The organism is Streptomyces sp. O3, assembly GCF_054788135.1.
The window spans coordinates 28,402-43,621 of the sequence record NZ_JBTVYK010000010.1 but is presented as its reverse complement, the minus strand read 5'-3'; the positions used below and the strand labels follow the sequence as shown (position 1 = coordinate 43,621).

Annotated in this window: 8 protein-coding genes; 7 read left to right on the top strand and 1 reads right to left on the bottom strand. The window is 73.4% G+C overall.

Annotated elements, in window-relative coordinates; translation table 11 throughout:
- The first annotated feature begins 135 nt into the window (after positions 1-135).
- From glgX to ACX6XY_RS07555, 6 genes are all read left to right on the top strand, one after another.
- Complete coding sequence (glgX, locus tag ACX6XY_RS07580) at positions 136-2,460, top strand: glycogen debranching protein GlgX (RefSeq protein WP_460327766.1); 2,325 nt, start codon at positions 136-138, stop codon at positions 2,458-2,460.
- Positions 2,461-2,530: 70 nt separating this feature from the next.
- The gene (locus ACX6XY_RS07575) at positions 2,531-3,532 is read left to right on the top strand and encodes a LysR family transcriptional regulator (RefSeq protein ID WP_460327765.1); all 1,002 of its coding nucleotides are present in this window, start codon (positions 2,531-2,533) and stop codon (positions 3,530-3,532) included.
- A gap of 142 nt (positions 3,533-3,674) precedes the next feature.
- The gene (locus ACX6XY_RS07570) at positions 3,675-5,093 is read left to right on the top strand and encodes an alpha-lytic protease prodomain-containing protein (protein WP_460327764.1); all 1,419 of its coding nucleotides are present in this window, start codon (positions 3,675-3,677) and stop codon (positions 5,091-5,093) included.
- Positions 5,094-5,359: 266 nt separating this feature from the next.
- Entirely contained in the window at positions 5,360-7,405 is a 2,046-nt protein-coding gene (locus ACX6XY_RS07565; protein WP_460327762.1) for a M4 family metallopeptidase, read from the top strand.
- A 196-nt stretch (positions 7,406-7,601) separates the two neighbouring features.
- Complete coding sequence (locus ACX6XY_RS07560; protein ID WP_460327760.1) at positions 7,602-9,473, top strand: ABC transporter ATP-binding protein; 1,872 nt, start codon at positions 7,602-7,604, stop codon at positions 9,471-9,473.
- A gap of 8 nt (positions 9,474-9,481) precedes the next feature.
- The gene (locus tag ACX6XY_RS07555; RefSeq protein WP_460327832.1) at positions 9,482-11,335 is read left to right on the top strand and encodes an ABC transporter ATP-binding protein; all 1,854 of its coding nucleotides are present in this window, start codon (positions 9,482-9,484) and stop codon (positions 11,333-11,335) included.
- On the opposite strand, the gene ACX6XY_RS07550 is transcribed toward ACX6XY_RS07555, so the two are convergent.
- Entirely contained in the window at positions 11,328-12,149 is an 822-nt protein-coding gene (locus tag ACX6XY_RS07550; RefSeq protein ID WP_460327759.1) for an alpha/beta fold hydrolase, read from the bottom strand. The genes ACX6XY_RS07555 and ACX6XY_RS07550 overlap by 8 nt on opposite strands.
- A gap of 208 nt (positions 12,150-12,357) precedes the next feature.
- On the opposite strand from ACX6XY_RS07550, the gene glgP reads away from it, so the two are divergent.
- Positions 12,358-15,015, top strand: coding sequence for an alpha-glucan family phosphorylase (gene glgP, locus ACX6XY_RS07545; protein WP_460327757.1), 2,658 nt, complete (start codon positions 12,358-12,360; stop codon positions 15,013-15,015).
- Positions 15,016-15,220 lie beyond the last annotated feature (205 nt).

Sequence of the window (15,220 nt, the reverse complement as noted above, 5' to 3'; positions counted from 1 at the left end):
ACCGCGAGCGCAGCCGGAAGGCCGACCGCGAACCCGCCCAGCAGCCCTGCCAACGGCACGGCCAGTGACGCGGCCGGGAGCTCAGCCGCAGGCGCCGCCAGTGACCCGGCCGCGAGGGCCGTTGGGTGGGCGCGGGTGGTCGGTGGGGGCGAGGACGGGCGCGGTGGGGCGGGTGCGGGGTGGGTGGTGTGGCCTGGTGGGCCGGATCCGCTCGGGGCGCGCGTAGGGGTCGGTCCCGGCGGGGTCGCCGGGACCAACTTCGCGCTGTGGGCGGGCGGCGCCGAGGCGGTCGAGCTGTGCCTCTTCGACGACGCGGGCCGCGAGACCCGCCGCCCGCTGCCCGAGCCGACCGAGGGGATCTGGCACGGCTTCGTGCCGGGAGCGGGGCCGGGCCAGCGGTACGGCTACCGCGTCCACGGCCGCTGGGACCCCTGGACCGGCGCCCGCTGGAACCCGGCGAAGCTGCTCCTCGACCCGTACGCCAAGGCCGTCGACGCGACCGGCCCGCTGGACTACGGGGAGCTGCCCGCCGAGGTGTACGGGCACGTCCGCGACTGGCCCGAGCGGCACATCGCCGACACCGTGCGCGACGACCGGGACTCGGCGCCGTACGTCCCCAAGGGCGTGGTGGTGCACGACGGCGCGCCGGGCGACGAGCGAGGCGAGGACCGCCGACCCGAGACGCCCTGGGCCGACTCGGTCATCTACGAGCTGCATGTGAAGGGCTTCACCAAGCTCCATCCGGGGATTCCCGATGAGCTGCGCGGGACCTACGCCGGTCTGGCCCACCCCGCCGCGATCGACCATCTCCTGCGGCTCGGCGTGACCGCCGTCGAGCTGCTGCCGGTGCACCAGTTCGCGCACGAGGCCCACCTGCTGCGGTGCGGGCTGCGCGACTACTGGGGCTACAACCCGGTCGCGTACTTCGCGCCGCACGCGGCCTACGCGGCGAGCGGCGGCGCCGGGCAGCAGGTCGGCGAGTTCCGGCGGATGGTGCGGGCGCTGCATCGCGCGGGCATCGAGGTGATCCTCGACGTGGTCTACAACCACACGGCCGAGGGGAACGAACACGGCCCGACGCTGTCCCTGCGCGGCATCGACAACCGCGGTTACTACCGGCTCCAGCACGACGCCCGCCGCTACGCCGACTACACCGGCTGCGGCAACACCCCGCACGTGGTGCGCCCCCAGGTGCTCCGACTGATCACCGACTCGCTGCGGTACTGGGTCACCGAACTGGGCGTGGACGGGTTCCGCTTCGACCTGGCGGCGGCGCTGGCGCGCTCCTCACACGGCGACGTGGACATGCTGTCGCCGTTCCTCGCGGTCATCGCGCAGGACCCGGTGCTGCGCCGGGTGAAGCTGATCGCCGAGCCGTGGGACGTGGGCGCGGGCGGCTACCGGGCGGGGGCTTTCCCGCCGCCGTGGGCCGAGTGGAACGACCGTTACCGCGACGCCGTACGGGACTTCTGGCGCGGGGCACTGCCGGACGTACGGGACCTGGGGTACCGCCTGTCGGGGTCGAGCGACCGGTACGCCTGGGGCGGGCGGCGGCCGCACGCCTCGGTCAACTTCGTCACCGCGCACGACGGGTTCACCCTGCGCGACCTGGTCACATACGAGCACAAGCGCAACGAGGACAACGGCGAGGACAACCGGGACGGCGCCGACGACAACCGCTCGTGGAACTGCGGGGTCGAGGGCGAGAGCGACGACCCGGCGGTGTGCGCGCTGCGGCGGCGGCAGCTGCGCAACCTGCTGACCACGCTGCTGCTGTCCGCGGGGGTGCCGATGCTGGTCGCCGGGGACGAGCTGGGCCGCACCCAGCGCGGCAACAACAACGCGTACTGCCAGGACGGCCCGGTCAGCTGGCTGGACTGGTCGCTGCTCGAAGATCCGGGCTGGCACGCGCTGTTCGCCCTGGCCGCGCGGCTGACCGCGCTGCGCCGCGCCCATCCGGTGCTGCGGCGGCGCGCCTTCTTCTCGGGGCGCGCGCAGGGGGCGGACGGGCTGCGGGATCTGGCGTGGTTCACGGCGGACGGTACGGAGATGACGGAGCGGGACTGGTACGCGCCGTCGGCGACGCTGGGGATGTACCTGTCGGGGCGGGACATTCCGGGGCGGGACGCGCGGGGCGAGCCGGTGGTCGACGACAGCTTCCTCGCGGTGCTGCACAGCGGGGAGTGTGCGGTGCGGTGGGTGCTGCCGGGCGCGCCGTGGGCGTCGTCGTACCAGGTGGTGGTGGACACGTCGGTGGAGGAGCAGGAGGAGCAGGAGGAGCAGGAGGAGCAGGAGGAGCAGGAGGAGCAGGAGGAGCAGGAGGAACGGGAGGAACGGGGAGACCAGGGGGGCGCGTCCGGCGCGGAGTACGCCGCGGGCGCGACCGTCACGGTTCCGCCGAGGTCGGTGCTGGTGCTGCGGGCCGTATGCGACGCTCCCCTGCCTCGTCCCGTCCCGTAACCGGGGGCGGGCCCACACTGGTCTGGACCGGAGTATTGCCCCGGCCGGAGGTCCGGACCAAGCTCGGGCTATGGACCTGGAGTTGCGGCACCTCAAGACGATCCGCGCGATCGCGGACGCGGGCAGCCTCACCAAGGCCGCCACCGCCCTCGGTCTCGCCCAGCCCGCCCTGAGCACCCAGCTGAAGCGCATCGAACGCATCCTGGGCGGTGAGCTGTTCGAGCGCGGACGGACCGGCGTGCGGACCACCGCGCTCGGGGAGTTCGTCCTGGACCGCGCCCGGATCGTGCTCCCCGCGGTCAGCGGGCTCCAGCGCGAGGCGGCGCGGTTCGCGCACACCTCCGACGAGCGGCGCGGGCTGCGGATCGGGGGCACGCACGGCCCGCTGCTCGGCGGCCTGGTGGACCGGCTCGCGGCGGCCTGTCCGGGTGTGCGCGTGACGACGTACACCTCGTGGTCGGAGCAGGAGATCGCGGCCCAGACGGTCGAGGCGCGGCTGGACTTCGCGCTGATCGGCGCGTGCGGGTCCAGCCAGCCGCCGGAGGGCGACCGGCTGGCCTGGCGCGAGGTCGCCCGAGACCCGGTGTTCGTGATGCTCGCCACCGGGCATCCGCTGGCGGGGTGCGCGGAGGTCGATCTGGCGTGGCTCGCGGGCGAGCACTGGACGGATGTGCCGGGCGACGGCTGTTTCGGGGACTGCTTCACGGCCGCGTGCGCCCGCGCCGGGTTCACCCCGGCCGGGGTGTACGAGACGGACACCGCGTCCTGTGTCCATCTGGTGCAGGTCGGCCGTGCCGTCGGGCTGTGCCGGGCCACCTTCCCGCCCACGGCGGGCCTGGTGACCAGGCCGCTCACCGGCGCGCCGCTGACCTGGCGTCATCTGCTGGGCTGGCACCCGACGGGACCGGCCGCGGCCAGCGCGCCCACGGTGTGGGGGCAGACCCGCGCCGCGCACACCGACGCGGCCGCGCGCAGCGAGAGCTATACGGCCTGGCTGGCGTCGGCCGGGCATAACACCGGGCATAGCACCGGGCACAACGCTGGGCATAACACCGGGCAGAGGGTCAACTGACAGCTCCTGAACGGATGTTCACGGTTCTACGGTTTCGGCGGCTCCACCTCCCCAAGGTAGGCCACCACTGGGGCCCCATGCGGACCGCACCAGGTCCCATGGGGCCCGACGAGGTCCCCATCGAAACCGAGGAGACTCCCCCATGCTCCACCCAAGGCTCCACAGACACGCCAAGGGCGCGGCGGGCGCGGCGCTGGTCGCGGCCGGTGCGCTGGTACTGACGGCGCTGCCCGGTTCGGCGCTGGCCAAGACTGCCGAGCCCGCGGCCCAGTCGGCCGTCCAGTCGGCCGCCCAGTCCGCGCCGCGGTCCGCCGCCGAGACCGTCGCGGTCGCCGAGGCGTCGCCCGGACTCCTGAAGGCGATGCGGCGCGACCTCGGTCTCACCGCGGCCCAGGCGAAGCGACGCCTGGTCAACGAGGCCGAGGCGGGCGCCGTCGCGGGCGCGCTGCGGAGCACGCTCGGCGCCGACTTCGCGGGCGCCTGGGTGCGCGGCGCCGACTCCGCGCGGCTCACCGTGGCCACCACCGACGCGGCGGACGCCAAGGCCATCGAGGCGAAGGGCGCGCGGGCCGAGGTCGTACGCCACTCGGCCAGCGAGCTGGACGCGGCGAAGGCCGCGCTGGACCGGGCGGCGCGCACCACGGCGACCCGTGACGCGCCCGTCTGGTACGTCGACATCGCGTCAAATCGCGTCGTCGTCCAGGCCGTCAAGACGTCGGCCGCCAAGAAGCTGATCGCGTCGGCCGACGTGGACCCGGCCCTGGTACGGGTCGAGCGGACCGCGGAGCGCCCGCGCCCGCTGTACGACCTGGTGGGCGGTGACGCGTACTACATGGGCAGCGGCGGGCGTTGCTCCGTGGGCTTCTCGATCACCCGAGGCAACGAACAGGGCTTCGTGACCGCGGGCCACTGCGGGCGGGCCGGGACCACGACCAGGGGGCACAACCAGGCGGCGCAGGGCAGCTTCCAGGCGTCCATCTTCCCCGGCCGCGACATGGCCTGGGTGCGCGCCAACTCCAGCTGGACCGCGACCCCGTACGTGCGCGGCTCCGGTGGACAGCTGATGCCGGTCGCGGGCTCCACGCAGTCCCCGGTCGGGGCGTCGATCTGCCGCTCCGGGTCCACCACCGGGTGGCACTGCGGCACCATCCAGCAGCACAACACGAGTGTCACCTACCCCGAGGGCACCATCACCGGAGTGACCCGGACCTCGGTCTGCGCGGAGCCCGGCGACTCGGGCGGCTCGTATATATCGGGCAGTCAGGCGCAGGGCGTCACCTCGGGCGGTTCGGGCAACTGCCGTAGCGGCGGTACGACGTTCCACCAGCCGGTGAACCCGATCCTCCAGCAGTACGGACTGACCCTGAAGACGACGGGCGACGATCCGGGCGACCCCGGTGATCCGCCGGACGAGCCCGGCGGCAGCTGGTCCGCGGGCAGCGTCTACGCGCCGGGCGACGAGGTCACGTACGGCGGCGCGAGCTACCGCTGCATCCAGGGCCACCAGGCGCAGACGGGTTGGGAGCCGCCGAGGACTCCGGCGCTCTGGCAGCGTCTCTGAACGGCGGTTCCGCCAGGACGGCCGCACGCTGACAGCGCCACGGCGTGGGGGGCCCGGGGGCCCCCCCCCCGGCCCCGGGCCCCACACCCGCACCCTTTGTCCGTTGAGCGGACGTCATACACCGTTCAGCGCACGTTTCCAGCCAACCTATTGACGCGCTCCTGACAGGAGTGGCGCTCGGGTGCCACGCTTCCGGAGATCGGGCGCGCGGCACCCCCCACGTTCCGTGCGCGCTTCTCTGTGCTCCACCCCACGTACAGGAGTCAGTGTTGAGATCCTTCTCAGGCAGACGCACCTCCCACACCCGCGCCACGGCGACCGGGGCGCTGATCGCCGCCACGGCACTGATCGCCGTCGGCGTCCAGACCTCCGTCGCGGGCGCGGCCAGCCCCCAGGGCAGCGCACCGGCCGCGGCGGACCAGGGCGTTGACCCCGGCGCCCTGCCAGCCAAGCTCTCCCCCGCCCAGCGCACCGCGCTGATACGCGAGGCCGACGCGACCAAGGCGGAGACCGCCAAGGAGCTCGGCCTCGGCAAGAAGGAGAAGCTGGTCGTCCGCGACGTCGTCCAGGACCGCGACGGCACGACCCACACCCGCTACGAGCGCACCTACGACGGACTCCCGGTGCTCGGCGGCGACCTGATCGTCAGTCAGGACAAGTCCGACCGGACGGAGTCCGTGTCCAGGGCGTCCGACGCCAAACTCCAGGGCATCGCCACCGCGGCGAAGGTCAAGGCGTCCGCCGCCGAGAAGCAGGCGCTCGGCGCGGCCACGTCCGAAGGCGCCAAGAAGCCGACGGCCGAGCAGGCGCCGCGCAAGGTCGTCTGGATGGCCGACGGCACGCCGACCCTCGCGTACGAGACCGTCGTCGGCGGCCTCCAGAAGGACGGCACCCCGAACGAGCTGCACGTCGTCACAGACGCGGCGACCGGCGCGAAGCTGTACGAGTGGCAGGCCGTGCACAACGGCGACGGCCACACCCAGTACAGCGGCGACGTCACGCTGGGCACGGCCCAGTCCGGCGGCAACTACACGCTCACCGACACCGCGCGCGGCGAGCACCGCACCTACAACCTGAACCACGGCACGTCCGGCAGGGGCACGCTGTTCACGAACCAGACCGACGTCTGGGGCGACGGCACCCCGCAGAACCTGGAGACCGCGGGCGCGGACGCCCACTACGGCGCGGCGCTCACCTGGGACTACTACAAGAGCGCGTTCGGCCGCGACGGCATCCGCGGCGACGGCGTCGGCGCGTACTCGCGCGTCCACTACGGCAACAACTACGTCAACGCGTTCTGGCAGGACAGCTGCTTCTGCATGACGTACGGCGACGGCTCGAACAACGCCAAGCCGCTGACGTCCATCGACGTGGCCGCGCACGAGATGACCCACGGGCTCACCTCGTCCACCGCGGGCCTGCGCTACAGCGGCGAGTCCGGCGGTCTGAACGAGGCCACCAGCGACATCGTGGCCGCCGCCGTCGAGTTCGCCGCGAACAACGCGCAGGACAAGGGCGACTACCTGGTCGGCGAGAAGATCGACATCCGGGGCAACGGCACACCGCTGCGCTACATGGACAAGCCGAGCCGGGACGGCAACTCCAAGGACTACTGGTACTCGGGCATCGGCAACGTCGACGTCCACTACTCCTCGGGCCCGGCGAACCACTTCTTCTACCTGCTGTCCGAGGGCAGCGGCAAGAAGACCGTCAACGGCGTCGACTACGACTCGCCGACCTCCGACGGTCTCCCGGTGACCGGCATCGGCCGCGAGAAGGCCGCGCTGATCTGGTACAAGGCGCTCAGCACCAAGTGGGGCACCACGACCGACTACCACCAGGCCCGCACCGGGACCCTTGAGGTGACCGCCGAGCTGTACGGCGCTCAGAGCACCGAGTACAAGGCCGTCCAGGACGCCTGGGCCGGAGTCAACGTCGGCGAGCGCTCCGGCGATCCGGGCGAGCCCGGCGACACGTACGAGAACACCACCGACGTCCGGATCCCGGACTACGGCTCGGCGGTGACCTCGTCGATCACCGTCGACCGCGCGGGCAACGCTCCGAGCGACCTCAAGGTGGGCGTGGACATCAAGCACACCTGGCGCGGCGACCTGGTCATCGACCTGATCGCACCGGACGGCACGGCGTACCGCCTGAAGAACGCCAGCGGCGGGGACTCGGCGGACGACGTCAAGGAGACGTACACCGTCGACGCGTCCTCGGAGTCGGCCTCGGGGACCTGGAAGCTGCGGGTCCAGGACCTGGCCCGCTGGGACACCGGCTACATCGACAGCTGGAAGCTCACGTTCTGACGGATCTGACGGATCTGACGGAGCCGCGCCGCCGCTAGGCCGCGTTCTGTCTCCACACACGGGGCCCATGCCGTCCGTCCGGACGGCATGGGCCCCGTGCCCGCGCACGGAGTCGTGGAACCCGGTGGTCTTAGGACCGGTCCTAGGACCAAAAACCCGTTGGGCCTGTCAGGGGCGAACCATAAGCTCGCCCCTGATGCCCCCTGACCCCGCGACCGAACTCGCGCCTCCGAACAGTCCCGTCGACAGATCCGCCGTGCGGTCGTTGCTGCGGCTGTGGCCGTACGTCCGGCCGGTGCGGGTGCGGCTGTCGGTCGCCGCGGGGGTGGCGATCGTCGCCTCCTGTCTGTCCCTGGTCATCCCGCTGGCGTTGAAGTGGATCGTGGACGGCCCGGTGGCCGACGGCGATCCGGGCGGCGTATGGCTGGGGGCGCTGTTCCTGCTGGTCCTCGGGATCGCGGAGGCGCTGCTGTTCGGGTTCCGGCGGTGGCTGGTGGCGCGCCCGCTGGCCGGGGTCGAGGCCGCGATGCGGGCCGACCTGTTCCGGCACCTCCAGCGCCTTCCGGTGGCCTTTCACGACCGGTGGGCGTCCGGGCAGTTGCTGTCGCGGGGGACCACGGATCTGATGCTGCTGCGGATGTTCCTCGCCTTCCCGCTGACGTTTCTGCTGGTGAATGGCGTGACCATCCTGGTCGGCGTGCTCATTCTGCTGGCGCAGGAGTGGACGCTCGGGCTGGTGATCCTGGGCCCGGTGATCCCGCTGGTGATCGTCTGCTCGGTGTTCGAGCAGCGGTACGCGCACGCGGCGCGGCGGGCGCAGGACCAGGTCGGGGACCTGACGACCGTCGTCGAGGAGAGCGTCCTCGGCATCCGGATCGTCAAGGGGTTCGGGCGGCACCGCGCGCAGGCGCGGGCCTTCAGGGATCTGTCCCGCACCCTGCGCGGCACCGAGCTGCACAAGGCCCGGCTGCTCGCCGGGATCTGGGCCGCGATCGTGCTGCTGCCCGAACTCGCCGTCGGTGCCGCCCTGGTGCTCGGCACGGTGCGGGTGGCCGACGGCGACCTGTCGGCGGGCACGCTGGTCGCCTTTCTGTCGACGGCGCTGGCGCTGCGCTGGCCGGTGGAGTCGATCGGGTTCCTGCTGGCCATGAGTCAAGAAGCGGCCACGGCGACCGACCGGTACTTTGAAGTGCTGGACGCCGAGCCCGAGTCGGAATCTGAGTCCGAGTCGGAGTCCGAGTCGGAGTCCGAGTCGGAGTCCGAGTCGGTGCCCGGTGTGAACGCCGTCGCGGTCGCCGCGGCGGACACTCCCGGCGCGGCCGGGATCCGGTTTCACGGGGTGCGGTTCCGGTATCCGGACGCGCCCGACGGCGCGCCGCCCGCGCTGGACCGGGTCGATCTGCACATCAGGCCGGGCGAGACCATGGCTCTCGTCGGGGCCACCGGCAGCGGCAAGACCACCCTCACCGCGCTCGTGCCCCGGCTGCACGAGGTGACCGAGGGCCGCATCACGCTCGACGGGCAGGACATCGCTGAGCTGCCCCGCGAGCGGCTGCGGCACCTGGTGGCCGTCGCCTTCGAGGAGCCCACGCTGTTCTCGGCGACCGTCGGCGAGAACGTCCTGATGGGCGCCGAACCGGGCGCGGGCGACGCGGAGCTGCGCCGCGCCCTGGACATCGCCCAGGCCGACTTCGCACACGCGCTGCCGCACGGCACCGCGACCCAGGTCGGCGAACAGGGCCTGAGCCTGTCCGGCGGGCAGCGCCAGCGGCTCGCGCTCGCCCGAGCCGTGGCCGGACGCCCGCGCTTCCTCGTCCTGGACGATCCGCTGTCCGCGCTCGACGTGCACACCGAGGCCAGGGTCGAGGCGGCTTTGCGCGAGGTGCTCGCGGACACCACCGCCCTGGTCGTGGCGCACCGCCCGTCCACGGTGCTGCTCGCGGACCGGGTGGCGCTGCTCTCCGGCGGCCGCGTCACGGCCGTGGGCACCCATCAGGAACTGCTGCGCACCAACGCCGAGTACGCCTGGCTGATGTCCGGCGCCCCCGCCCGTAAGGAGTCACGTTGACGACCACGGTGACCCCCGAACCCGCGGCCCCCGAACCCGCCGCCGTCGACCAGCCGCCCCCGGCGGAGCCGGACGCCTTCACGCAGGACACCCTGCCCGCCCCCGCGGGCGCGACCGGCGCGCTGCTGCGCTCGCTGCTGACCCCGCTCCGGGGCAGGGTCGCGCTCACCGCCGTACTGCTGCTGCTCCAGCAGGCGGCCGTGCAGGCGGGCCCGCTCCTGGTCGCGTACGCCATCGACCGCGGCGTGCCCGCGGTGCGCGCGCACGACTACGGGCCGCTGATCGCCGTGGGCGTCGGCTACGCGCTGTGCTCGCTCGGAGCCGCCGTGCTCCAGTACGGGTTCGTCCGGGCCGCCGCCCGCGTCAACCAGGACGTGCTGCTCGATCTGCGCGGCCGGATCTTCCGGCACGCCCAGGCCCTGTCCGTCGACTTCCACGAGCGCTACACGTCGGGGCGGCTGATCTCGCGCTCCACCACGGACGTCGAGTCGCTGCGGGAGCTGCTCGACGAGGGGCTGCAAGAGCTGGTCACCGTCGTGCTGTCCACCGCGTACATCCTGACCCTGCTGGTCTGGCTGGACCTGGGCATCGGCGGCCTCGCGGTGGCCTCGTTCGTCCCGCTGTACGCGCTGGTACGCCTGTACCAGCGGCGGGCGGCGGAGGTCTACCGGCGGCGGTCCACCGCGATCGCCGCGGTGATCGTGAAGTTCACCGAGACCATGAACGGCATCCGGCCGGTGCGGGCGTTCCGGCGCGAGCGGGCGAACGACGCGGAGTTCCGGCGGCTCAACCGCACCCATGAACGCTCCAACGGCGACGCCCTGCTGGAGATGGCCCGCTATGTCGTCGGCTCCCGCCTGGTCGCCAACACCGCGGTCGCCGGGATGGTGCTCTGGGGCGCGTACCGGGTCGCGGACGACACCCTGGCGCTCGGGGTGCTCGCCGCGGCGGTGCTGTATCTGCGGCGGCTGTACGACCCGATCGACCGGCTGGGGATGTTCCTGAACTCGTACCAGTCGGCGGCCGCGTCGCTGGAGAAGATCGCGGGCCTGCTGGCCCAGACCCCGACGGTCCCCGAGCCCGCCGCGCCCCGCGCGCTTCCGGCGCGGGCGTCCGAGCATCCCGGCCGCGCGGTCGAGTTCGCCGGGGTGTCGTTCTCGTACCAGACCGGCGGCGAGGTGCTCCCGCGCTTCGACCTGGCCATCCCGGCGGGGCAGACAGTGGCCGTGGTCGGCTCTACGGGCGCGGGCAAGTCGACCCTCGCCAAGCTGCTGGCCCGGTTCTACGACCCGACCGAGGGGCGGGTGCTGCTCGACGGCGCCGACCTGCGCGACCTGGCGACGCCGGAACTGCGGCGCGGTGTGGTGATGGTGACGCAGGAGGCGTTCCTGTTCTCCGGCACGGTCGCCGACAACATCGCGATCGGCAGCCCGGAGGCCACCCGCGAGGACGTCGAGCGCGCCGCGAAGGCGATCGGCGCGCATGACTTCATCGCCGCGCTCCCCGACGGCTACGACACCGACGTACGCAAGCGCGGCGGCCGGATCTCCGCCGGCCAGCGCCAACTGGTCGGCTTCGCCCGCGCCCTGCTCGCCGACCCGGCCGTACTCATCCTGGACGAGGCGACCAGCTCGCTGGACGTGCCGGGCGAGCGGGCCGTGCAGCGGGCCATGGACACGGTGCTGCGCGGGCGTACGGCGGTGGTGATCGCGCACCGGCTGTCCACGGTGGAGATCGCGGACCGGGTCCTGGTGATGGCGGACGGCCGTGTGGTCGAGGACGGCTCCCCGGCCGAACTCATCGCGGGCGACGGCGGGTTCGCCGAGCTGCATCGCGCGTGGCGGGACAGCGTGATCAGCTGAGGGCCGCCCGCTCGGCCGCTTGCCGGATCGCGTCCGCCAGGGCTCCGGGCGCGGTGAGGTGGGCGGTGTGTCCTTCACCGGCGAGTGTGACGACTCGGGCGTTCGGCAGGGCCGCCGCCAGGTCGGCCAGCCGCTCCCGCACCAGGGCCGGGCTGCGGTCTCCCTCCAGCAGGGTGGTCGGCACGTCGAGCCGCCGGAAGCGGTCGAGACCGACCCCGAGTGCGTCGATCGCGGCGATGTCGGCGAACCCGGCCGCCGCCTTCGCGGCGAACCCGGCCACCGCCTTCGGGTCGGCGGTCAGCGTCTCCACCAGGTCCGCGGGTTCCTGGACGATGTCCCGCAGGTGGATCCGCATCGCCTCGCGGGGGTCTCCGGCGGCGAACGCGGCGCGGGCGCGGCGGGCCGCGGCCGCACCGACCAGCGACCGGGTCGGCACCGGCGGTTCGTACAGGAACAGGCCCGCCAGCGCTCCGGGCGCGGCCCGCACGGCCGCCTCCAGCGCGGCGACCGCCCCCGACGAGTGTCCGACCAGGAGCACCGGCCGCTCGACGCGTTCGGCGAGCGCCAGAATGTCCGCCGCCTCCACGGCCATGGAGTGCGTGGGCGGGACGCCCGCTCCGGAGGCCTGTCCGGGCAGGTAGACGCGGCGGGTGAACCTGACCACCCGGAAGGCGTCGCGCAGTGGCCGTATGACGCCGTCCCAGGAGGCGGCGCTGCCGCCGCCCCCGTGCACGAGGAGCAGCGGCGGCCCCTCGCCGTCGTCGAGAGCGGTGACGGGCGTGCCGTCGGCGGAGGTCGCGTGCAGTTCGGTCATGTGCTCAAGTCTGCGCGCTGGGGCGTGTGTCGGAAGTCCCTCCGTCCGCCCGGAGGGCGGGAGGGACTTCCGACACACGCCCTGGACGCCCCCTTGTGCGCCGTACGCGCCGTGTGCGGACTCCCGCGCGCGCCGTGGTGGGACACCGGGCGCGCCGCTACCGTCGGGAGCGCACGAATGCCACAGCGCACCGAGGGAGCCCCCGCCCGTGAAGGCCATGCGTCGGTTCACCGTACGGCCCGTACTCCCCGATCCGCTCCGGCCGCTGGACGAGCTGGCCCGCAATCTGAGGTGGTCCTGGCATACCGGGACACAGGCGCTGTTCCGGTCCGTCGACCCGGAGAGCTGGACCGGGGACCCGGTGCGGCTGCTCGGCCGGGTGTCGACCGCGCGGCTCGCCGAACTCGCCTCCGACCAACGGTTTCTGGGCCGTCTGCGGGCCGCCGCCGACGATCTGCGGGAGTATCTCGAAAGCCCCCGCTGGTATCAGGAGCGGGCCGCCGAACTGCCCGCCGCCGTCGCGTACTTCTCGCCCGAGTTCGGGATCGCCGCCGAACTGCCGCAGTACTCCGGGGGGCTCGGCGTTCTCGCGGGCGACCATCTGAAGGCCGCCAGCGACCTCGGGGCGCCGCTGATCGGGGTCGGACTGCTGTACCGGCACGGGTACTTCCGGCAGTCGCTGTCCGGGGACGGCTGGCAGCAGGAGCACTATCCGGTGCTCGACCCGCGGGAGCTGCCGCTCTCGCCGCTGCGCGAGTCCGACGGCGCGGCCGTCCGGGTGAGCCTCGCGCTGCCCGGCGGGCGGTCGCTGCACGCGCGGGTGTGGCTGGCGCGGGTGGGCCGGGTGCCTCTGCTGCTGCTCGACTCGGACGTCGAGGACAACGACCGCGGCGGCCGGGACGTGACCGACCGGCTCTACGGCGGCGGCAGCGAGCACCGGCTGCTCCAGGAGATGCTGCTCGGCATCGGCGGGGTGCGCGCGGTGCGGACGTACTGCCGTCTCACCGGCCATCCGCCGCCCGAGGTCTTCCACACCAACGAGGGGCACGCCGGTTTCCTCGGCCTGGAGCGCGTCCGCGAACTCACGGACGACGGGCTGGACTTCGACGCCGCGCTGGAGGCGGTGCGGGCGGGCGCCGTGTTCACCGCGCACACCCCGGTACCGGCCGGGATCGACCGCTTCGACCGGGAGCTGGTCTCCCGGCACTTCGGGGACGGCGCCGAACTGGCGGGCGTCGACGTGGAGCGGGTGCTGCGGCTCGGCGGGGAGACCTATCCGGGCGGGGAGCCCGGCCTCTTCAACATGGCGGTGATGGGGCTGCGGCTGGCCCAGCGCGCAGGCGGCGTATCGCGGCTGCACGGCCGGGTCAGCCGGGAGATGTTCGCCGGGCTCTGGCCGGGCTTCGACGCCGACGAGGTGCCGATCGGCTCGGTGACCAACGGCGTGCACGCGCCGACCTGGGTGGCGCCCGAGGTGTCCCGGCTCGGCGCGCGGCGCTGGGACTCCGTCGCCGAGGTCGGCGACCGGGAGATCTGGGAGCTGCGGCGGGCGCTGCGCGAGCGGCTGGTGCGGGAGGTGCGGAGGCGGCTCGCTGCCTCCTGGCGTGAGCGCGGTGCCGCGGCGGGCGAACTGGGGTGGCTGGAGGGGGTGTTCGATCCGGATGTGCTGACCGTGGGGTTCGCCCGCCGGGTCCCCTCGTATAAGCGGCTCACGCTGATGCTGCGCGACCGCGAGCGGCTGATGGGACTGCTGCTGCATCCGCGGCGGCCGGTCCAGATCGTCGTCGCGGGCAAGGCGCACCCCGCCGACGAGAGCGGCAAGCGACTGATCCAGGAGCTGGTGCGGTTCGCGGACGACCCTCGGGTGCGGCACCGGATCGCGTTCCTGCCCGACTACGGCATGGCGATGGCGCGGACGCTGTACCCCGGCTGTGACGTCTGGCTGAACAACCCGCTGCGCCCGCTGGAGGCCTGCGGCACCTCGGGGATGAAGGCGGCGCTCAACGGCGGCCTCAACCTGTCGGTCCTGGACGGCTGGTGGGATGAGTGGTTCCGGCCGGAGTTCGGCTGGGCCGTCCCCACGGCCGACGGGGACGCCGTCGACGCGGACCGCCGGGACGACCTGGAGGCCGCGGCGCTGTACGACCTGCTGGAGCGGCGGATCGCGCCGCGCTTCTACGAGCGCGGCCCCGGAGGGCTCCCGGACCGCTGGATCGGCATGGTCCGCGCGACCCTGGCCGCGCTCGGGCCGAAGGTGCTGGCCGAGCGCATGGTCCGGGAGTACGTCGAGGAGCTGTACGCCCCCGCGGCCCGCGCCCACCGTGCCCTGGACGCCGCCACGGCACGGGAGTTGGCGGCGTGGAAGGCACGGGTCAGGGCGGCCTGGCCGGACGTGGCCGTCGACCATGTGGAGGCGTCGGCGTCGGCAGCGTCGGCCGTACCGGGGGCCGACCGGCCGGTGGGCGCGGGCGCGGTGGGTACGGGTCCAGTGGGCGCGGGCGCGGTCGGCGCGGGCCCGGTCGGCGCGGGCGCCGAGGAGCTGGGGGCGACGCTCGCGCTGCGGGTGCGGGTCCGGCTCGGCGAGCTGAGCCCCGACGACGTGGCGGTGCAGGCCGTCATGGGCCGGGTCGACCCCGACGACCGCATCTCGGAGGCCACGGCGGTCGACCTGAAGCCCGCCGCGGGCCCGGATCCGGCGGGCCGCTGGAGCTACCAGGGCCCGCTGGCCCTGGACCGCGCGGGACCCTTCGGCTACACCGTACGCGTACTCCCGGCGCACCGGCTGCTGGCCAGCGGCGCCGAACTCGGCCTGATCGCCCTGCCGTCCGAGTCGGCCGGAGCCTCGGCGGGGGTGCTGATGCGCTGAACCCCGCGGTGACGTGAGCGGACTGGCCCGGATGGCATGGGGGACCATCCGGACCAGAGAGTGGGGAGCGGTGTCCCGTATGCACAAGCGTGACATTCTCGCCATGCCCACGCCACCAGGCCGACACAGGTTGGCCAGAACTCGTCCGGTGTACGTAAAACCCCGTCCGGCATACGAACTCCTCGACGACTCCCTCGGCTCCCTC

Bases quoted from the DNA above. Each gene is read 5' to 3' on its own strand.
- ACX6XY_RS07575 (WP_460327765.1), top strand. From the start codon at position 2,531: ATGGACCTGGAGTTGCGGCACCTCAAGACGATCCGCGCGATCGCGGAC.
- ACX6XY_RS07570 (WP_460327764.1), top strand. From the start codon at position 3,675: ATGCTCCACCCAAGGCTCCACAGACACGCCAAGGGCGCGGCGGGCGCG.
- ACX6XY_RS07560 (WP_460327760.1), top strand. From the start codon at position 7,602: ATGCCCCCTGACCCCGCGACCGAACTCGCGCCTCCGAACAGTCCCGTC.
- ACX6XY_RS07550 (WP_460327759.1), bottom strand. From the start codon at position 12,149: ATGACCGAACTGCACGCGACCTCCGCCGACGGCACGCCCGTCACCGCT.